Origin of the sequence: Corallococcus sp. EGB, from assembly GCF_019968905.1 — a bacterium.
Taxonomy (GTDB): Bacteria; Myxococcota; Myxococcia; order Myxococcales; family Myxococcaceae; genus Corallococcus.
This window is the reverse complement of record NZ_CP079946.1, coordinates 4,128,800-4,147,985: the sequence shown is the minus strand read 5'-3', so window position 1 is coordinate 4,147,985 and position 19,186 is coordinate 4,128,800. Positions and strand designations below refer to the sequence as shown.

The following is a 19,186-nucleotide window of genomic DNA, read 5'->3' as shown; positions in this document are numbered from 1 at the left end:
CAGCTTTCGCGGGCCGGGCCTCCTGGGCCGCGCCGCGGAAGAGTGACGATAGCGTGTGCCCCGGCGAGTGTCAGAGGAGAGGTTTAGCGTGGCCGCGCTGCCCACACTTCTTGGGGCGGCGCCCCGGGCCGGGAGATTCACCACAGGAGCCAACACCATGAAGAAGCACTTCCTTCTCGTCGCCGCGCTGGCCATTCCCTTCCTCGCGGGCGCCACCGGGCAGTCCTCTTCCGCCGAGGCGAGCCATGAGCAGCTCGTCAGCGAGGAGGAGTCTGACAACGCTCAGCGCATCCCGCCGCTGCTGTCGAACTGCTGGGACCTGGACCAGACCGCGTGCACCAGCGTGGGCTCCACCCAGAACTGCACGGACGGCATCTGGACGGACTACGTCTGCACCTGCCGCTCGTACTCGGTGTACCCCACCGGCACCAAGCGCGTTTGGGACTGCCCCGAGGTCCGCTAGGAGGCATCCCTGAACGAGGGAAGAGGCACTGCGGCCGGGGGCCGTCCTGCCCTCGGCCGCAGTGCGGCAGAGGGGGTTGCGCTCGAGCGGAGCCAACGAAGAGAAGGAAGACGATCTCCATCAGACCGGGGCGTTCGCCCCGGCCCCTGCCATAGACTCTCCGGATGCTTGCGCCTCCGCGTCCCTGGGCCGTCCCCCGCCGCGCCGCCCTCCTCGCCTGCCTGCTGCTCGCGGCGGCGTGCGGCCGGCGCGTGGAGTCCGATTCGACCGAAGCCGTGGGCTCCGCCAGCGTCAGGCACGTGAGGACCTGCCAGTGGCTGGACTGGGAGAACACCTCCTGCCGGGTGGACTCCGTGATGACGGCGGGCTCCCGGCGCATCGAGGGCGTCTATTCCACTTCGGCGAGTCCTCACGGGGAGCTGGTCCACGTGAACCTGCTGCATGGGGACAGCCTGCTCATCGATACGCGCTCGGGAGCGGTCCGCGCGACGCTGCCTGCCCAGAGCAGCGTCAAGGAGTGGTGCGGAGACGCGGAGCTCGTCCTCTCCTCGCACCCCGGCCCTACCGGTGAGAGCGGGGACTCCCACCTGGAGCACCTGTGGCTGGAACACGGCACGGAGGTCCACCGCGCCACCGTCTACCGGGGGCCGCGCCACGTGCCCCGGGTCCTCTGCGGCCCCGAGCACACGGTGGCGCTCGTCCTCTCGACCCTCCACGAGGGGCCGCCCATCGACTTGCTCCGTTGGAGCGCGGACCAGGGTCTCCAAACCGTGGAGACCTGGCCCGGAGACGTCCAGGGGGGAAGTGCCTCCGACCTCGTCCTCTCCTGGACCGGCGCGGGCCGGCCGGACTGGTGCGCACGCAGCCGCCCCTACTCCCTCGGCACGTGCGTGCCCCCCGCCCGGCCCGCTGTCCCCCACTGAGGGATCAGTACGTGCAGCTCAGGACCTGGCGGTAGGTGCCGCACTGGCCGAAGTCCGTCGTGCCCGCCGGCTGCGAGTGGTAGCAGGCGGAGACGACCGGGTCGCAGGGCGGGCTGGGCCAGACGTCGTAGGCGTCGCCGTCGGTGAGCGCCAGCTCCGTCACGCGCGCCACGAGCCGGGCGGTCTTCTGCATCGTCGGGCCGTCGTCGCCGCCAGCGCTGAAGGCGAGCGGGACCGTGTGCGGATCAATGGCCTCGTGCAGCTTCGTGTACGTCCAGTCGAGCTTGAAGTTGGGCCGGCCGTAGACGGACGGGATGCCGTCCGGCGCCGTGACGGAGAGCCAGTCGACGCGCCCGGCGGCCGTGGCGTGGCCCCGGTAGATGAGGTTGTCGTTGCCCTGGATGACGTAGCGGGGGGTGACCTCCTCGTCGATCCAGATTCCGGAGTCGCCGCGGAAGTCATAGAAGCGCGGGGCCACCACGATGCGCGCGGTGTACGCCCGCGGCGTGCCCGTGTTGGTGGTGACGCGGATGAAGAGCGGCAGCCCGGAGAGCACCGTGTTGAGCTCGTAGCCCTCGTGGAGGACGATCTCGAACCGGCGCTCGCTGATGATGTGCGCATCCCCGAAGGCGTCATCCGGGACGAAGCTGAGCACATCCGCGAGGTAGCGGTTCGCGGTCGCGCGGAGGATGAGGGCGCGCACGCCGTCGCGCTGCTCGAAGGTCCCGAGCGTCTCGAAGCTCAGGTCGTTGTCGCCGATGGCGGCGGAGATGCGGGTCGCCGTCGCCGCGGCGGTGTTGACACCCACCTCCTCCGTGGACGCAGGGAGGGTGTTGTCGACAGGGGCGTTGTCACAGGCCGCGAGCGCGGTGAAACAGGTCAAGGCAAGAGCACGTAGATGCATGGAAGGCCTCCAGGTGAGGAATTCCATGTAACACATGCCGGTGACATGCCCACGGCGGGGATTGTGGCGGTCTCGTCACGCCCGCCCCCTTCACAAGGGGCTCCAGCTCCGCGTCCTGGCTCCAACGCCTATCGGAGCGGGCGCTCAAAGCTCCAGAAGGAGAGGTCTTCGATGAGCCTGGTGAAACAGCAGGGCATCCTGAGCCCGGGTACGCACTACGACAAGGACGCGGACGTCATCATGACGGCGGCGGTCCTCGGGTGGGCGTGGAGCCGTCTCACGAACGCGGACGTGAACAAGCGGCACGTCCGGGTCGACTTCGAGGTGGAGGATGGCCACAAGCTGACCGAACAGGAGCTGCGGGAGAAGCCGGTGGACCCCACCCACACGTCCGCCATCCAGAAGCTCAACCAGGTGCTGCATGCGTCGGGGCTCAAGCCCGAGCAGAAGGTGGAGCTGGGCGCGACGCCCATCTGGACGACCGGTGGCCGCATCACCGGCGGCAGCGGCGACAAGAGCCCCAACGACCCCTACCGCTACAACCCGCCGCTGCCGGACGGCTATGCCGCCAAGCTGTTCCTGATGGCCACCAACCCGGCCACCGCGGACCGGCTGGGCTACCAGGGCCGCGGCGCCTACACGGGGTTCGTCGATGGCCGGACGGATGGGCAGACCGGCCTGATGAGCACCTTCCGGCACAACGTGCCGTTCGACGTCGCCTACGGGCGGCGGTGGCATCCCCTCGAGGCGCCGGCGGACCGGCCCTGGGGGATGATCCTCTCCGAGGCCCAGCAGGACCACGAGGACCACGACCCGGCGAAGCAGGGGCTCAAGCAGCAGGGCATGCACTTCGAGGGCCCGGCGCCCCAGCGCGGCCATGACATCTGCGCGTACACGCACGGGATGATCCAGGCCATCTACGACGTGCACTTCCACAAGCTGGTCAACGACACCAGCCCGAACAAGAAGACGCCCTACAACCCCGGCACGCCGTATGAAATCGCCGTGGGCAAGCAGACCACGAAGCTCGCCTCCTGCTTCCCGTGCAGCATCTTCATGGAGGCCACCGGGCACGCGGCCTCGTCCACGCACCTGGGCCGCGGCGAGTCCTGGAGCCCCCTCTACCCTCCCCCCAATCCCACCACCACGCAGCACAAGGCCTGGCAGGCGTGCAACGCGCAGTGGCAGGCCTACTGCAAGACCCTCCTCGATGCCGGGCTCCAGTGCCTGAAGAAGGGCGCCGCCCAGGTGAACGCGGACTGGAGCGCCAGCGTGAACGCGCTCGACGCCTTCCTCAACGGGCCGAACGGGGTGAACAAGTCGCCGGCCACCGCGGCCCAGGCCTACGCCAACCTCATCCTCGACGCCGTGACGGTCCACGACAGCGAGGTGAAGCGCATCGACCGGACCCTCAAGTAGGCACGCACATGCGGCGGTTCCCGGCGGCAGGCCGGTGACTTCCGACAGGCCTCACGGGGCAGCCGCCCCGTGGGGCTTCTTTTATTCCGAGGGGAATCACAACCTCGCCGCCGGTGCCGTCCTGGCGGCATGATCCGAACGCACATCTCAGAGGCGTGTGACGCCAGGGACCTGGCGCTGTTGGACGCGGTGCTCTTCGTCATCCAGGCGAAGGAGCCCCCCACCCCGGCGAGACAACTGGAGGCCTGGCACCGCGTGCTGGGAGACCCGGAGGTCCGCGACCCGCGGCGCGAGCTGCTCGCGGCCCGCCTGGCGCGCCGGGCCGCCGCTCCGGTGGAGGGCGACACCCTCTTCGCGTCGCTGCGCGTGCGACTGCCGGACACCCCCAACCGGCTGCTGGCCTACGGCCTGGCGCTGAAGGCCGCGACCGCGCACGGCGGACATCCGGGACCGGTGCAGCTGTCGCTGGCCCTGCTGTCCCGCGAACTGGGGCTGACGCCGGCCCAGGCGCGCGACATGCGCCTGGGCATCCTGGATGGCGTGTCCCCCGTCGCGCTGGCGGCGGAGCCCGCGCACCCGCGGCGTGCCCGCGTGCTGGAGGCGGTGCTGCTGGCGGCGGGGCTGGAGGCCCACCTGACGGAGGCGGAGACGCTGGCGCTGGACGCGTCACGGGAGGACGCGCCCCTCCTCCAGGAGCTGTCCGGCCAGTTGCTGCGCCGCATCGCCTTCGGCTCGCAGGTGGCCTCGCCGCTGGATGCGCTGTGCCGGCAGCTGACGGACCTCGCGCTCGCGCCCGCGACCCTCGCGCAGCGCTGGGACACCCTGCGGCTGGCGTCCTGCTTCTCACACGCGGTGGGCCACGACCTGGGACAGCAGCTCCTGCTCGACCTGCTGCAGGAGCTGCTGCCCCTGGGGGCCGTGGCCGCGGCCCGCGCTACCGCTCGCGAATCCGCGCGTACCTGAGGATGTGCATGGGCGGGTACAGCCCCAGCGCGTGCGCGGCTGGCATGTTCACCTCGAAGGAGAAGCGGGACAGCGTCTCCACGGGCAGCTCCGCCGGCGAGCGGTGCTCACGCAGGATCTGCGTGGCCTTGAAGCCCGCGAGTCCGCCGACGTTGTAGAAGGGCGCCACCAGGCCCATCATGCCTCCCGCCTCCAACTGCACCTCGATGGCGCAGAAGGTGGGCAGGCCCAGGCGGATCGCTTCGTCCATCAGCAGCTGGCTGTGCGGCGCGAAGAAGTTCACCGGAGGCAGGTACACCAGGTCCGGCCTCCGGGCCGCCAGCGCCTGCATCATCGCCGGCAGGCGCGCCGCGTCCGGCTTCCCGTCCTTGCCGAGCGGGTGCACCGCCACCAGCTCGATGCCGGCCTGCGCGGTGAGCTGCGTGAGCTTGTCGAACATGTTGCGCTGGGACGGCTCGGAGGGGTTGTAGGCGACGCCCAGCCGCTTGAGCGGCATGAAGGACTGCATGGCCTTGAGCTGCACGGGCAGCGAGGCCACGTGGATGGCGCCGGTGAGGTTGCGCCCGGAGCCCTCCAGCCGCGCCACCAGCCCCGAGGCGATGGGGTCCGACACCATGGCGAAGACCACGGGGATGTCGGTGATGTGCCGCGCGGGGTCCACCTCGCCCAGCCGGCCCACGAGCCCCTCCGTCACCAGCGTGCTCTGCGCGTAGATGAGGTCCGGGCGCCGCGCGCGAATCTCCTGGATGACCGCCGGCAGCCGGTTCGCGTCGCCTTCGATGTTGCGGACGGTGAACTCCACGTCCAGCCCCGCGCTGCTCAGGTAGTCCCGGAAGCCCTGGTCCGCCTCCGCGCCGGTGCGGTGGATGACCATGAAGACGCGGTACGGCGCGGCGGAGGCGTTGACCGCCCAGAGCAGCAGCAGGGCGGAGAGGAACGTCCGGGCCGTCATCGCCCCGCCTCCGTCCGGGCGGAGGCGGTCCGCCACATGCGGCCCTGCCGGTCCAGGCTGTGCCGCAGGATGTGTTCGATGACGTCCGCCTGCTGGAGGCCCGCGTCGCGCGCCGTGAACATCACCGCCGCGTGGCTGCCCAGGTTGCAGCCGATGTTGAACTCCAGGAGGAACACCTCCCCGGTGTCGCGGTGCTGGCGGAAGTCGACGCGCAGGTAGTCGAAGTCCCTCACCGCGCCGCACAACCGGAGCGTGTACGCCCGCAGGCGCTCCGACAGCGGCCCATCCGGCAGCATGCGGCGTTCGCGCCCGCCATCCAGCAGCCGCTTCTGCCGGTGGGTGACGATGCCGTGCGGCTGCGTGGAGGTCTCCTCCGCGACGCCCAGCACGAGGGGCTCCTCACCGCCCAGCACCGGCACCGTCAGGTCCACGCCGGGCACCAGCGCCTCCACCAGGCAGGCCTGGCCCAGGTCCTGGAACAGGCGCAGGCGCTCGTGCAGTCCGGCCTCCGTCTCCTGGATGCTGTCCTCGGAGATGCCCACGGACGCGGCGCCGAAGCGCGGCTTGATGATCCACGGCCCCCGGAAGTCCGGCGCGGGCGGCAGCCTCCCCTCCGCAGGGCACGTCACCCAGGGCGCCGTCGGGATGCCCAGCGAGCGCGCCATCAGCTTGGTGAGGTGCTTGTCCTCCGCCAGCGCTCGGATGTTGGGCGGCGCGCCCAGGTAGGGGACCTGCAACCATTCGCAGAACGCCGACGTGAAGACCTCCGAGTTGCGGACCGGCGCGCGGTTGAGGAGCGTGAAGACGTAGTTGGGTTCGCTGCGGATGTGGACCAGGTCCTCCAGCGAACGGCACGGCGAGCACCGCAGCCCCAGTCCGGTGAGCGTGTGGAACAGCTCGTGGTTGTAGCGCGGGAGCACGCCGTGCTCCGGGTGCGGCTCGGGCGTCGGGGCTCCGGGGTCCGGCGCGTACTGCGCGAGGAACAACACGTCCAGCTGCTCGCGCTGCGTGGGCGTGAGCTTCAACAGGCTTCCGACGGCGGCGGTCATGGGGCCTTCCTTGAGGGAGTGAGGGGGGGATGGGAGTGGAGGAAGAGGTAGGCGGCGAGGCCCGCGGTGAGCGCGAGCATCCCGACGCCGATGACGTGGGTGCTGCGCACGAAGCCGCTGGCGCCCAGCAGCGCGGCGGCGAGCAGCGGGCCGACGAGGCTGCCCACGCGTTCGATCATCCGGAAGACGGACAGGAGCGAGTCGAGGCCGAACCCGGCGCACTCCTCGGCGAAGAGCGGCGGGATGCTGGCGAGCAGCGGCGTGGCGGCCAGCGCCTGACCCAGGCCCACCAGCAGCACCGCGGCCAGGAGCGGCCACATGCCAGCCGCCGACGCGAACAGCAGCACGCCCAGCCCGGAGAGCCCACCGCCCGCGAGCATCATCCCCCGGTGCCAGCCATGGCGGTCCGCCAGCAGCGACACCACCGGCGTGGCGAACACCGTGACGATGAAGTAGCCCATCATCAGGCGGCCGATGGCGGCTTCGGTGAAGCCCATCGCATGCAGGCGCAGGGGCGTCAGGTAGAAGAGGAAGCCCGTCAGCACCAGGCGCGCCGGCATGGCCGCCAGCAGGATGAAGAGCAGCACGCGGCCGCGCTTGAGGATGCCCAGGTAGGCCGCCATCGGGCGGGCCGCGCCCTCCTCCCGCGCCCCGGAGGGCCCCAGGTCCGGCGCCAGCAGGAGCACCAGCACCATGGACAGGCCCACCAGCGCCGCGGCCACCCCGAACGTCGCCGCGTAGCCGATGCGATCCGCGAGGATGCCGCCGATGGCGGTGCCGCAGACGCTGGCGGCCGTGGACGCGCCCACGAACACGCCCATGCCCCGCGCGCCGTGGCTCTGCTTCGACGTGCGCGCCACGTGCAGGAGCGCCGCGGTGGTCACGACGCCGTAGCCGCCCGCGGTGACGACGCGCCACAGGAAGAGCTCCGTGAGGCTGGACGAAAGGCCCGTCAGGAGCAGGCCCAGGCCGGCGGGCACCATGCCCACCAGCAGCGCCACGCGGCTGCCCCGGGCGTTGAGCAGGCGCCCCGCCAGCGGCGTGCACACCACCATCGCGGTGACCCACAGCGACATGGGCAGCGCCACCATGAAGCTCTCGGGGAAGGAGGAGCCGGGCTGGTACAGGCGCTTGACGAAGAGCGGCCAGAACGAGCGCGACAGCTCCGACCCGAAGAGGAAGACGAACAGCGGCAGCCGCAGGTCGCTCGTCCCGGGCTCCTCCAGCGGCGCGGGGGCCTTCGGGTCGCCGAAGCGGAAGCGCTCGCCCAGCGCCGCCAGCGCCCGCGCCGCGGGTTCGCTCAGCCTGCCGGCCTGGAGCGTCCGGGCCGCGCGCTCGTCCAGCGTCGCGTGGCGGCGGTTGAGGCCGCGCACCAGCCTGCCCGCGGCGGCCAGCGCCCGCGTGGCCTCGTCGTGCAGCCGCACCCGGGCCTGCCGCGTGAAGTCCCCCGCGACGCCCAGCTCCAGCAGGCGCTGCAACAGCCGCAGCGGCCGGATGACCAGCAGGCCCATCAGCGCCATGAGCACCTCCACGGTGACCAGCGCCGTCACGAACAGGGTGATGAGGATGTCGGTGTGGATCTCCTGGAGCCGCTGTTCGACGTACGTCGCGTCGATGCCCAGGTGCAGCTCGCCGATGACACGCCCCCTCGACTCCACGGGGTGGACCAGGTCCAGGTCCCCGTCCAGGCGCGCCAGGCCGCGCGACTCCTCGAGCGCGTGGGCCTTGAGCACCTTGTCGAAGAAGGAGGCGGGCCTCGCCTTCAGGTCCCTGGACGCGTACAGCAGGTGGCCGTCGGGCGAGGCGAAGCCGATGTAGCGGAGCTCCTCGTGGCCCAGGGCGGCGTCGTCCAGGTAGGCATCCGCCGCGCCCAGCCGGTTCACCGGGATGCCCAGGTCCGCGGCGCGGTGGAACTGGAGCGCCACGGTCTGGGCCAGCGTCTCCGCCTTCGCGCGCAGGTCCGGCCGGAAGGACTGCTCGAAGAGACGCGAGGCCTGGAGCGACGCGGCCACCAGCGTCGCCACGATGATCAGCGTGGACAGCAGGCTCACCTTCCAGGTGCGGCCCCGGGACAGGCTTCCGTCGTTCGCGGGGCTCATGCCGGGCCCTCCAGCAAGCGCTCCGCGCGGGCGAGGGCCAGGGAGGCCTCCTGGTAGCGCGCGTCGAAGGCCTGCAGCGCCTCGTCGGCCGGGGGCTCGTGCACCGGGCCATCCATGTTCCGGAAGGCGTGCTCCATCGCCTCGAAGCGCTGCCCCAGCGGCCTGAGCAACCTCCACATCAGGGCGCAGACGAGCGCGAAGCCGACGGCCAGCGGCCCCAGCGCCTGGCGGGCGAAGGTGTGGAGGAAGGCGCTCGCGCGCGCATCCAGCGCCTTGCGGTCATAGGCGATGAGCACCAATCCCACGGGCTGGCTGAACGGGTTGAGGATGGGCGCGCCCACCAGCAGGGCTTCGCGGTCCGCATGGCTCCAGGTGCCACCGTGCGCGGCGGCGGCGGCCTCGAACCAGGCGGCCCGCTCACGGGCGGAGCCGGGCAGGTGGGTGGTGGCGTGCAGCCCGCTCTGGAACAGCACCGTGCCCCGGCGGTCGAGGATGGCGACGCCCCGGATGTCCGGGTCCATTCCGGACACGCGGGTGAGGATCTGCTGCGCGTCGCGGACGGCGGGCAGGGCCAGCCCCAGGTCGATGGCCGCCTCGGTGGAGGCCTTCGCGTCCAGGGCCAGCACGCGCAGCCGGGACTGCTGGAGCTCCCCGAGCGTCGCCTCGAACTTGGCGAAGTTGAGCAGGACGATCAGCGCGATGGAGAAGCACAGGATGGCCGCTGTCGCGGTCCCCAGCTTGAAGAACAGACTCATGGCCCCGCGCTCCCCTTCAGAAGAACCACTGGATGCGCATGAGGAGCTCGTCGTAGTGGGGCCGCCCCCCGGCGAAGACGTACCGGCTGGCGTTGAACATCCAGCGGGTGGTGGAGTTGAGGTACCAGTTGAGGCCGGCGGTCATCTCCTGGAGGCGCTCCTCGGAAGGTCCGTCGTGGTCGGGCAGGCCCTCGAAGCGCAGCCGCGCGAAGCCGTAGCGCAGCGCCAGCTCCCACGCGCCCGCGCCGTACCGGTCCGCGCCCGGATCGAAGGGCCGCTCCGGGTCCACCCCCCGCTCCTGCTTCTCCTCGCCCGTGAGCACCCACGTGCCGGACGCGTAGAAGGCCTGGGAGCGCAGGCCCGCCAGGTGCACGCGCCGGTCCTCCCGGCCCAGGTCCGCGGCGGTGAGCCAGCCCTCGCGCGAAGGGGAGAAGGCGCGGGCGTACTCCACCTTCAGCGACGTGGGCCCCTGGAAGGACACGAAGTCCGCGCCCAGGCGCCATTCAGGCGGCACGACGAACAGGCCCGTGGCGCCCGTGGAGTACGTCAGCTTGTACTGGGGCGCCGTCAGGAAGGAGAAGCCCGTGGCCAGCTTGCCGCGCGCCTCCTCCGGCAGGTTGTCGCCCAGCGCGTGGGTGGCGCTCACCGCGACGGAGACGCCCTCCGCCGGAACCACGGCGACGCGGCCCGCCAGCATCTTCCCGCGATCCTCGTCGCGCGCCTTGCTGCTCGCCTCGTTGAAGAGGCCCAGCCAGTACTCCACGCGCTTGCCGCCCCCCTCTCCGTGGAGCGCCAGGCCCTGGTCGTACCGGGGCAGCACCAGGGTGAAGAGGAGGGATTGTTCGACGAAGTCCAGGAAGGTGGAGGAGGTCTCCAGCCACTCGTAACCGAAGGGGACCTTGAGCCGGCCCGTGCGCAGCCGCAGCCAGGGCGCGGCACGCAACTCCAACCATGCGTCCTGGTAGAGGGGCGTGTCACGCAGGCCCACGTCGGTGATGAGCCGGACGTCCGCGAAGGGCGCCAGCGTGCCGGAGAGGTTCAGGCGCGCGCGGCGGACGAGGAAGGTGCTCGCGAGCCCGTCGTCGGTGGGCGTCAGCCGCAGGTCCGTCTGGAGGCCCATGCCGACGCGCAGCGTGGACCGGCCGTCGCGGCTCTGGAGCACGGTGGCGCCCGTGGGCGGCGGGGGTTCCGCGCGCGCCAGGGGCGCCAGCAGGAGCACCGGGACCAAAACAGACATCCAAAACGAGACATGCGATGAGGGCGTGGGCATGCCCACAGGACGGCGGCATGAATGTCTTTGTGAACCCTTCACACCGGAGGCAACGGGCCGTCCTGGGAGACAGGGCGCGGCGCGCATGCCGCTTCTTCACGAGTGAACCATGTCTGTCCATTCCCTCCGGCACGGGCGCGGGCTGCGCCGGGCCCGGCTTGGCGCCCTCCTCCTGGTGCTGGCCGCTTCGCTCGGCGGGGTCGTCGCCCTGGGGCTGGGCGAGGCGTGGCGCGGGGATGCCCGCCTCCAGTTCGAGCGGCTCGCGGCGCAGGGGGCGATCATCCAGGGGCCGGTGGAGATGTTCCTGCGCGTGGGCGTGGCGCTGGAGCAGTTCACCGGGTTCACCCAGCTGGCGCGCGCGCTGCGCGAGTCGGACCCCACGCTGGAGGCGGTCCGCGTCCTGGATGACCAGGGCCGCCTCCTCTTCTCCGAGCCCCCCGGCTCCGAGGCTCCACCCCCCGCGGCCCGCCGCGTGCCCCCCCTGCCCCACGAGCGCTTCGCGGTGACGGAGGATGCGCACGCCTTCCACGTGTCGCTGCCGCTGTCGGACCGCTTCGGGGAGGTGGGCCGCCTGGAGCTGGTGATGCCGCGGGAGGCGGTGTCGCAGCGGGTGCTCCAGCGCTTCCAGCCCCTCTTCACGCTGCTGGGGGGCTGCCTGCTGTTCCTGGGGGCGTTCGTGGCGGGCGCGCAACGGCTGTGGATGCGGCGGCCCCGGCGCTGGCTGGGCGCGGCGTTCAGCCTGGGCTTCGTGGGCCTGACGCTGGCCTCGTTGCTGGCGCTGGCGGACCTCTATTCCGACGGGCTGCACCAGCGCACCAGCAGCCTGGCGCATTCGCTGGCGCGGCGGCTAAACGAGGCGGCGCGGCTGGGCCTGACGCTCTCCCACCTGCGCGGCCTGGACACCCTGCTGGAGGAGTACCAGCGCACCAACGCGGACCTGGGCTCGCTGGCGCTCATCGCGGATGAACGGGTGCTCATCCAGGTGGACGCGGGCGCGGGGCGCACGGGGGACGGGCGCTTCGAGTACACCATCGACCTGGAGCTCACGGAGGGCCCGTGGAACCTCCCCGTGCGCCTGGAGGTGGGCGCCGCGAAGGGCGCGCTCCAGGCACGACTCTGGCGCGCGGCGCCCGGCTTCCTCTTCCTCTTCGCCGCCTCAGGATTGTTGGGTCTGCTGGTGCTCGGTGCCCTGGTGCCCCTGCCCCGGCGTGGCTCGGGCTCGCGCGCCTTCGAGCAGCGGACAGCGGGCCGGCTCCAGCCCCTCGCCTTCCTCGGGGGCTTGCTGGAGGGGCTCCCGTTCTCCTTCCTCCCCGTGGCCGCGGAGGCCTTCTCCCCGGGCGGTGGCGCCGCGCTGCTCGCCGTCGCCTTCCAGGGCGCGTGCGCGCTCGCGCTCGTCCCCTCCGAGCGTTACGCAAGGCGGGGCCACCTCGGGCGCTGGCTCACGGTGGCGCTGGGGGTGTCCACCGCGGCCTTCGCCTTGATGGCGTTCACCTCGGACCTGCGCGCGTGGCTGGTGCTGCGCGGGCTCTGTGGGTTCGGATTGGGGGCGCTGGCCGCCGGGACGCGGGCGTATCTGCTCGCCGCGCTTCCCCCGGGACCACCGCCCCGGCGCCTCGCGCGGCTCACCCTGGCCCGGGGGGGCGGCCTGCTCGCCGGCACGGTGCTGGGCGCGCTCGCGGCGGCCCACCTGGGCCCGTCCCCGGTGTTCCTGTTCGCGGCCCTCTGTGGCCTGGGGGCGCTCGCGTATTCGCGGCGCTGGCTGCCCCCGCTGGAGGCGCGAGACCGATCCGCCGGGCCTCGCACCTTCCGGGCCTCCCTCGCGCCTCCGCCGCCACCTCCGGGCGCGTGGAGCCCGCGCGAGCACCGCCTGGCGCTGCTGTGCATCGGGCTGCCGTCATGGCTCTCACGCGGGGGCGTGCTCGGCCTCGTGTTGCCCCTGTGGCTCGTGGGCGAGGGCCAGGACACGGACCGCGTCGGTCAGCTGCTCGCCCTCGTCGCCCTGGGCGCGCTGCTTCCCCATGCCCTGCCGGCGCGCCTCGACGGGAGCCGGAGGCTGCTTCAGGCAGGCGTGCTGGGCACCGGAGTGTCACTGCTCGCGCTCGCGAAGCTCGGCGCGATGGAGCCCGTCCGCGCACTGGCGCTCTGCCTGCTGGGAGTGTCCCTCGGGCTCATCCATGGCCCGCTCGACCACCACCTCGAGAGCCCGCCGCCGGAGGGCGCGCGGAAGCGCTCCTGGGCCTCCGTTGCGCAGCTGCTCGGCGCGCTCGGGCAGTGCGTCGGGCCGCTCCTCGTCAGCACCTTCTGGAGGCCCCCGGAGGATCCGCTCCCGGTGCTCGGAGGGTGGAGCGTCGGGGTGCTGCTGCTGGGGGCCCTTCATTCCTGGATGACCCGGGCCCGGCCCGGCCGCGAGGTGCGCCATGCATGACTGCCTCCTCCACCCGCGCGGGTGGCTGCTGGGCCTGCTGCTGCTCCTGTGTATTCCCCGGACGGGCGAGGCCCAGCCGGAGGACCTCTCCACCTGGGTGGCCCTGCCCCCAGAGACGCTTCGCGGCTGGCGGGTGGAGGCGACGTCGCAGCGGATCCGCATCTCCCACGAACAGCCCCCGACGCCCGAACTCCAGACGCGCGAGGTGCTGGTGCTGCTCACCGTGGCCCAGAGCAGCCTCAACTGGATCCTCGAGGGAATGCTGCCGGTGCTGCGCAACCCGCGCGTGCGGGTGGAGCTCACGCTCTACAAGCTGGGCACGGGCCGCGAGGAGCAGGAGCGGATGCTGGCGCTGGCGGACTCCGGCCAGTTCGACCTGATTGTCGCCATGGGCTCGGACGCGACGCGCTTTCTCTACAACCGCTTCGGCAACCAGCCCACGCCGGTGGTGGCGCTGTGCAAGGCGCCGGAGCTGTGGCTGGGCTTCGAGGAGGGCGCGTCCCAGCAGGCCAAGCCCGACAACATGGCCTTCGTCTCGCTGTCGCTCTCTCCCGACGTGCAGCTGCACTACCTCCAGGAGCTGCTGGGGCCGCTGAAGGTGCTGACGGTGGTGTACGACCGCCGCAACCAGAGCACCGTGGAGGTGGAGGCGGAGGCCATGCGGCGGATGTCCGCGCGGGACGGCTTCCAACTGCTGGAGCTGGCGGTGGACGGCAAGCGCGGCGCGGAGGAGACGCTCACCGAACAGCTGCCCCGCATGGCGCGCGCGATGCGGCAGATAGACCCCGGTGGCCGGCACAGCCTCTTCTGGGTCACCACGTCCTCCGCGGTGTACGACGAACTGGAGCGCATCGACCGGTCCTCCGAGGGCATCCCGGTGCTGGGCTCCGTGCGTGAGGCCGTGCGCGGGGGGAACGCCAGCGCGGTCATGTCCATTGGCGTGCCCTTCAAGAGCGCCGGCCAGCTGGGCGCACGGTACGTGCTGGAGGTGTTGGGCTCGCGCCGCCCGGCGTCGCGGCTGCCCATGGGGGTCATCTCCCCGCCGGACCTGGCCATCCACCTGCGGCGGGCGCGGCAGCTGGACATCAAGCTGCCCTTCCACTTCCTGGAGCAGGCCGGCTCCCTCTACGACCTGGATGGCCGGCTGGTGCGCCAGGATGGACAGCCCGCCGTGTCCACCCCGGCGGCCCCGCCATGAGCGCCGTCGTCGCGAAGCCCGCCCCGCTGGAGCTGCTCCTGGAGCTGGTGCGCGCGCTGGAGGCGGGTGACCCCTTCCACTTCCGGATGGAGCCGCAGGAGTACCTCCTGCGGAGGGCCGGGGGCAGCTACGCGCGCGCGGCGCTCGCGTGGGAGCCCGCGCTCCTGTCGGACCTCGCGGAGCTGGAGAAGCCCCACCCGGACCGCAACGTGGTGCAGCGCCTGGGAGAGCGGCTGCGCGCGTTCCTGGAAGGCGTGGGCTGGGACGCGCAAGCCAATGACATCGCCGCCGCCGTCCAGCAGGGCCGCGCGGTGCACCTCACCTTCCGCTTCGCCGCGGCGGAGCTCTTCGCGCTGCCCTGGGAGCTGCTCACGCTGGGCACCTCCGGGCGCACCGTGGCGGAGCTCCCCGGCGTCCTCATCCGCTACGAGTGGCCCGCGTCCGCGGACGTGCCCGCGCCGGGCACATCCCAGCAGGGCCGCGTCCTCTTCGCCTGGTCCGCCGCCGGAGGCCCGGTGCCGGCCCGGGCGCATCAGCAGGAGGTGAGCTCCGCCTGTCAGCAGGGCGCGTACCCGTTCGAGCCGGAGCGGGACATCCTGCCGCACGTCTCGCTGGCGTCGCTGTCGGAGGCGCTCCACCGCCCCGGTGAACCCGTGTCCGTGCTCCACCTGCTGTGCCACGGCGGCCGGCGTGGGCAGACGTATGGCCTGCTCTGGGACGCGTCGTGGGAGGGAGGCGAACCGGAGCTGGTGGACGGCGCGACCCTGCGCCAGCTGCTCATGCCGCACGCGGCGACGCTGCGGCTGGTGGTGCTGTGCGCCTGCCAGAGTGGCGCGGGCGCGACGGACAATCACCTGGGCAGCGTGGCCCAGGCGCTCCACCGCGCGGGGCTGCCTGCGGTGGTGGCCTCGCGCCTGCTGCTCTCCGTGCCGGGCTCCGTGGTGCTCACGCGCGCCCTCTACCGCGCGCTGCTGGTGACCCCCGCGTCGCTGGAGGAGGCGGTGGGGCACGCCCGGCGACAGCTGGCGCTGGACACCACCGCGTTGGACCACGTCTCGCTCCAGCTCTACGCGCGCGCGGAGCACGGCGGCGACACGCGCCCGGTGGCGCTCAGGCCCTACCGGGGACTGCTGCCCTTCCAGCAGGAGGACCGCCGCTTCTTCTTCGGCCGCGAGTCGCTCCAGCAGGAGCTGCTCCAGCGCATCCATGAGGCGGTGGAGGGAGAGCGCCCCCGCTTCCAGGTGCTGGCGGGGGTCTCCGGCAGCGGCAAGTCCTCGCTCGCCCTCGCGTCCCTGCCCCAGGAGCTCCGGGCCGCGGACTGGGAGGTCCGGCTGCTCAAGCCGGGACAGGGCGCGGCGCAGACGCTCCACGCGGTGCGCCAGGTCCCGCCGGAGCGCCGGCAGCTCTTGCTGGTGGATCCCTTCGAGGAGCTCTTCACCGCGATGGAGGCCCCTGCGCGCCGCGACCTGGCCACCGCGCTGTGGCGCCTCGCGAAGGACCCGGAGCGCCGGGTGGTCGTGCTGGCCACGCTCCAGGTGGACTACCTGGGGCGCTGCGGCGACCTGGTGGTGGACGCGGAGGGCACGCGCCTGGACGCGGCCGTGTACTCGGACGCCCACCGCCTCTTCGTCACGGAGCTGCAGGGCGATGCGCTGCGAGCCGCCATCGAGGGCCCCGCGCACAAGGTGGGGCTGCGCTTCGAGGCCGGGCTGGTGGACCGGCTCCTCCAGGAGGTGGGGCAGGAGCCCGGGTCCCTGCCCCTGCTCCAGTACGCGTTGGATCAGCTCTGGGAGGAACGCGAGGGACAACAGCTCACCCACCGCGCCTACGCGGCCCTGGGCGGCGTGGCGGGGGCGCTGAAGCGGGCGGCGAACGGGCTCTATGAAGCGTTGCCCCGGAGCGCCCAGGGGCAGGCGCGCCGGCTGCTGGTGGAGCTGGTGGACTTCCAGGGCGGGCCCTCGCATGGGAGGCGCCGGCGGGTGCGCACGCAGCAGCTGCGCCCCACCCTTCCGGAGCCCCGCGCCGACTTCGACCGGGTGCTGGGCGCCCTCGGCACCGCGCGACTGCTGACCCGGGAGGCGGACCCGTCGGGCGTGGAGTGGTTGCAGCTGTCGCACGAGTCGCTGCTGCGCACCTGGCCGGAGCTGGCGGAGTGGGCCCGCGCGGACCGGGAGCGCCTCCAGCACTTCCGCGAGCTGGAGGCCTGGGCCCAGGCCTGGCTCGCGCACCGGAGCGCTCCCGACGGCGGCGCGCCCTACCTCCTGTCCGGAAGCCGGCTGGGCTACGCGCAGGACATCCTGCGGCGCTACAGCGAGGAGCCGGGCGAGGACGTCCTGCAGCTGCTGGACGCCAGCGAGGCCGCCGCCGAGGCCCAGGACGCGTCGGCGCGTCAGCGCCTGGTGCGGATGCTGGTGTCCGCGCTGGTGGTGGCGGGGGTGATGGCGGCCCTCGCATGGAACGCGCGCCAGCTGGAGGCCCGGGCCTGGCGGGAGCGGCAGGAGGCGCAGCGCCACGCCTGGCGCGCCCGGGACCTGGTGCTGCTGGACGTCGCCCGGAAGCTGCGGCGAGACAATCCCACGCTGGCGCTGCTCATGCTGCGCGAGGTCCAGGAGCCCGGCCGCCTCCGGGGCTGGGCCCAGGACGTGTCCGCGGTCCTCCAGGAGCCGTTGAGCCGCGCGGTGCTGCGCGGCCACACCCAGGCCGTGGTCCATGTGGAGGTCAGCCCGGACGGGCAGCGCGTGGTGACCGCGTCGAAGGACGGCACCGCGCGGCTGTGGCGGGCCGACGGCGAGGGAGCGCCCGTGGTGCTCACGGGCCACGCGGGCCCCGTCTACCACGCCACCTTCAGCCCGGCGGGAGGACAGCGCGTGCTCACCTCCTCGCACGACGGCACGGCGCGGCTGTGGAGCTCGGCCGACGGCGCGCTCCTGCACACGTTCCGGCATCGCGGCGTCGTGCAGTGGGGCGCCTTCAGCCCGGACGGCCGGTACGTGGCCACGGCCTCGCGCGACGGCCTGGCGCGGCTGTGGACCGTGGACGGCACCGGCGAGCCGCGCGAGGTGCGGCACCGGGGCGCCGTGCAGACCGTGGCCTTCAGCCCGGATGGGCGGTGGCTGCTGACGGCCTCGCTGGACGGCACCGCGCGCCTGGTTCCCGTGGAGGGGACGGAAGCCCCGCGCGAGCTGCCCCACCCCGCGCCGGTCGCCTCCGCCACGTTCGACCCGGAAGGCACCCACGTGCTGACCGTGGCCCGGGACGGCGTCGCGCGTGTCTGGCCCGTCAACGGCGCCACCGCCCCCGTGGCGCTGAGGGGCCATCAGGGCGAGCTGACCACCGCGCGCTTCAGCCCGGACGGGCAGTGGGTGGTGACCGCGTCGGCGGACACCACCGCGCGCGTCTTCCGGGCCGACGGGCGGGGCGAGCCCCGCGTGCTGCGCGGCCACCAGGGCGCCGTGCGTCTGGCCACCTTCGGGGGACCGCTGGGCGAGTGGATCCTCACCGTCTCCTCGGACACCACGGCGCGGCTGTGGTCCGCGCGGGAGGACACGCCGCCCCGGCTGCTGCTCGGCCACCGGTCCACGTTGCTGTGGGGCGGCTTCGGTCCGGACGGCAAGCAGGCCGTCACCGCCTCCGTCGACGCCACCGCGAGGGTGTGGCGTCTGGACGCGCCCCAGGACTCACTCCCGCTCCAGGCGTCCGGGGGCTTCCTCTGGTCCGTGGCCTTCAGCCCGGACGGCGCGCAGGTGGCCACGGCATCACAGGACGGGGCGGTGCGCCTCTGGTCGGAGGACGGCCGGGTCACACACGTCCTGCGGGGCCACGCGCGGGACGTGCGCTCCGTGGTGTTCAGCCCGGATGGCCGGTGGCTGCTGACGGCCTCGCTGGATGGCACCGCGCGCCTGTGGCCCACGGACGGAAGCACCGCGGGCCGGCGCGTGCTGGCATCCCAGCGCGAGCCCTTCTTCGGCGCCGCCTTCAGCCCCGACGGGCAGCGCGTGGCGCTCGCCTCCAGCCCGCGCGCCACCCGCATCGTGAGCGTGGATGGGACGCGGCCGCCCGTCGCGCTGGAGGGCCACGGCGACCTGGTCCGCTCCGTGGCCTTCAGCCCGGACGGCCAGCGCCTCATCACCGCGTCCCAGGATGGCACCGCCCGCATCTGGAGCGCGGAGGGGCGGCTCACCGCCACGCTCTACAGCCATGACGACTGGGTCCTCTCCGCCGCCTTCCACCCGAAGGATCCCACCCAGGTGCTCACGTCCTCGCAGGACGGCACGGCGCGCCTCTGGACCGTGGAGCACGGCCGCGTGCGAGGGGTGCGCGCGCTCCTGCGCCACGACGCGCCGGTGCCCTGGGCCGCCTGGAGCCCGGATGGCGCCCGCGTCGTCACCGCGTGCGCGGACGGCCGTGTCCGCGTCTGGCTCGCGGACGCGCCGGACGCGCCGTACCTCGTCCTCGCCGCGCATGAGGGCGAGGTGACCTCGGCGGCGTTCAGCCCCCGCGCGGAGGAGCCCCGGCTCGTCACCGGCTCCACGGACGGCAGCGCCCGGGTGTGGCGTCCGCGCGAGCCGCTTCCCATCGAGCGGCTCCAGGAGAAGCTCCAGGCGACCAGCTCCGCGTGCCTGACGCCCGGCGAACGGCGCGGCCACCTGGGCGACCTGCCCGCGAAGGCGCTGGAGGCCAGCGCCGCGTGTGAGCAGCACCATGGACGCCCACCGCTCCCGGACGAGCCCTGAACCCCACAGCCGGCCTCACAACGCCCGGACACC

Annotated in this window: 13 protein-coding genes; 7 read left to right on the top strand and 6 right to left on the bottom strand. The window is 72.9% G+C overall.

Translation table 11 applies throughout. The features are described from left to right. Window positions 1-157 precede the first annotated feature (157 nt). Both KYK13_RS17480 and KYK13_RS17475 read left to right on the top strand, forming a co-directional pair. The gene (locus KYK13_RS17480; RefSeq protein ID WP_223645733.1) at window positions 158-463 is read left to right on the top strand and encodes a hypothetical protein; all 306 of its coding nucleotides are present in this window, start codon (window positions 158-160) and stop codon (window positions 461-463) included. Window positions 464-627: 164 nt separating this feature from the next. Continuing rightward, entirely contained in the window at window positions 628-1,386 is a 759-nt protein-coding gene (locus KYK13_RS17475; RefSeq protein WP_223645731.1) for a hypothetical protein, read from the top strand. A 4-nt stretch (window positions 1,387-1,390) separates the two neighbouring features. On the opposite strand, the gene KYK13_RS17470 is transcribed toward KYK13_RS17475, so the two are convergent. Beyond that, entirely contained in the window at window positions 1,391-2,290 is a 900-nt protein-coding gene (locus KYK13_RS17470; RefSeq protein ID WP_223645729.1) for a hypothetical protein, read from the bottom strand. A 171-nt stretch (window positions 2,291-2,461) separates the two neighbouring features. On the opposite strand from KYK13_RS17470, the gene KYK13_RS17465 reads away from it, so the two are divergent. Further along, entirely contained in the window at window positions 2,462-3,709 is a 1,248-nt protein-coding gene (locus tag KYK13_RS17465) for a hypothetical protein (protein ID WP_223645727.1), read from the top strand. 129 nt (window positions 3,710-3,838) lie between these two features. Further along, the gene (locus tag KYK13_RS17460; RefSeq protein WP_223645725.1) at window positions 3,839-4,672 is read left to right on the top strand and encodes a hypothetical protein; all 834 of its coding nucleotides are present in this window, start codon (window positions 3,839-3,841) and stop codon (window positions 4,670-4,672) included. Here KYK13_RS17460 and KYK13_RS17455 read toward each other — a convergent pair. The 5 genes from KYK13_RS17455 to KYK13_RS17435 are packed head-to-tail and all read right to left on the bottom strand — an operon-like array spanning window position 4,644 to window position 10,764. Then, the gene (locus KYK13_RS17455) at window positions 4,644-5,624 is read right to left on the bottom strand and encodes an ABC transporter substrate-binding protein (RefSeq protein ID WP_223645723.1); all 981 of its coding nucleotides are present in this window, start codon (window positions 5,622-5,624) and stop codon (window positions 4,644-4,646) included. The two genes, KYK13_RS17460 and KYK13_RS17455, sit on opposite strands and share 29 nt — an antisense overlap. Continuing rightward, window positions 5,621-6,673, bottom strand: a complete 1,053-nt coding sequence (locus KYK13_RS17450) for a hypothetical protein (protein WP_223645721.1) — start codon at window positions 6,671-6,673, stop codon at window positions 5,621-5,623. Before KYK13_RS17450 ends, KYK13_RS17455 begins: the two co-directional genes overlap by 4 nt. After that, window positions 6,670-8,772: an MFS transporter gene (locus KYK13_RS17445; protein WP_223645720.1), complete on the bottom strand. Its 2,103-nt coding sequence runs from the start codon at window positions 8,770-8,772 to the stop codon at window positions 6,670-6,672. Before KYK13_RS17445 ends, KYK13_RS17450 begins: the two co-directional genes overlap by 4 nt. Continuing rightward, window positions 8,769-9,527, bottom strand: coding sequence for a hypothetical protein (locus tag KYK13_RS17440; protein ID WP_223645719.1), 759 nt, complete (start codon window positions 9,525-9,527; stop codon window positions 8,769-8,771). The genes KYK13_RS17445 and KYK13_RS17440 overlap by 4 nt, the downstream gene beginning before the upstream one ends. A gap of 16 nt (window positions 9,528-9,543) precedes the next feature. After that, on the bottom strand, window positions 9,544-10,764 hold the full coding sequence (locus KYK13_RS17435) for an OprO/OprP family phosphate-selective porin (RefSeq protein ID WP_223645718.1): 1,221 nt from the start codon (window positions 10,762-10,764) through the stop codon (window positions 9,544-9,546). Between the two features lie 142 nt (window positions 10,765-10,906). Between KYK13_RS17435 and KYK13_RS39065 the strand changes: the two genes are divergently transcribed. Genes KYK13_RS39065 through KYK13_RS17420 form a run of 3 tightly spaced genes read left to right on the top strand, consistent with a single transcriptional unit; the run spans window position 10,907 to window position 19,153 of the window. After that, a complete protein-coding gene (locus KYK13_RS39065) occupies window positions 10,907-13,222 on the top strand; it encodes an MFS transporter (protein ID WP_304504113.1) in 2,316 nt (771 codons plus the stop codon). Continuing rightward, window positions 13,215-14,420, top strand: a complete 1,206-nt coding sequence (locus KYK13_RS17425) for an ABC transporter substrate-binding protein (RefSeq protein WP_223645717.1) — start codon at window positions 13,215-13,217, stop codon at window positions 14,418-14,420. Before KYK13_RS39065 ends, KYK13_RS17425 begins: the two co-directional genes overlap by 8 nt. Next, window positions 14,417-19,153 carry a CHAT domain-containing protein gene (locus tag KYK13_RS17420; protein WP_223645715.1) on the top strand — a complete coding sequence of 1,579 codons (4,737 nt, stop codon included), beginning with the start codon at window positions 14,417-14,419 and terminating at the stop codon, window positions 19,151-19,153. Before KYK13_RS17425 ends, KYK13_RS17420 begins: the two co-directional genes overlap by 4 nt. The last annotated feature ends 33 nt before the right edge of the window (window positions 19,154-19,186 follow it).

What these genes read in the sequence shown, in the direction of transcription:
- KYK13_RS17445 (WP_223645720.1), bottom strand. Translation starts at nt 8,772, where the DNA reads ATGAGCCCCGCGAACGACGGAAGCCTGTCCCGGGGCCGCACCTGGAAG.
- KYK13_RS17440 (WP_223645719.1), bottom strand. Translation starts at nt 9,527, where the DNA reads ATGAGTCTGTTCTTCAAGCTGGGGACCGCGACAGCGGCCATCCTGTGC.
- KYK13_RS39065 (WP_304504113.1), top strand. Translation starts at nt 10,907, where the DNA reads ATGTCTGTCCATTCCCTCCGGCACGGGCGCGGGCTGCGCCGGGCCCGG.
- KYK13_RS17475 (WP_223645731.1), top strand. Translation starts at nt 628, where the DNA reads ATGCTTGCGCCTCCGCGTCCCTGGGCCGTCCCCCGCCGCGCCGCCCTC.
- KYK13_RS17450 (WP_223645721.1), bottom strand. Translation starts at nt 6,673, where the DNA reads ATGACCGCCGCCGTCGGAAGCCTGTTGAAGCTCACGCCCACGCAGCGC.
- KYK13_RS17455 (WP_223645723.1), bottom strand. Translation starts at nt 5,624, where the DNA reads ATGACGGCCCGGACGTTCCTCTCCGCCCTGCTGCTGCTCTGGGCGGTC.
- KYK13_RS17420 (WP_223645715.1), top strand. Translation starts at nt 14,417, where the DNA reads ATGAGCGCCGTCGTCGCGAAGCCCGCCCCGCTGGAGCTGCTCCTGGAG.
- KYK13_RS17425 (WP_223645717.1), top strand. Translation starts at nt 13,215, where the DNA reads ATGCATGACTGCCTCCTCCACCCGCGCGGGTGGCTGCTGGGCCTGCTG.
- KYK13_RS17460 (WP_223645725.1), top strand. Translation starts at nt 3,839, where the DNA reads ATGATCCGAACGCACATCTCAGAGGCGTGTGACGCCAGGGACCTGGCG.
- KYK13_RS17470 (WP_223645729.1), bottom strand. Translation starts at nt 2,290, where the DNA reads ATGCATCTACGTGCTCTTGCCTTGACCTGTTTCACCGCGCTCGCGGCC.
- KYK13_RS17465 (WP_223645727.1), top strand. Translation starts at nt 2,462, where the DNA reads ATGAGCCTGGTGAAACAGCAGGGCATCCTGAGCCCGGGTACGCACTAC.
- KYK13_RS17435 (WP_223645718.1), bottom strand. Translation starts at nt 10,764, where the DNA reads ATGTCTGTTTTGGTCCCGGTGCTCCTGCTGGCGCCCCTGGCGCGCGCG.
- KYK13_RS17480 (WP_223645733.1), top strand. Translation starts at nt 158, where the DNA reads ATGAAGAAGCACTTCCTTCTCGTCGCCGCGCTGGCCATTCCCTTCCTC.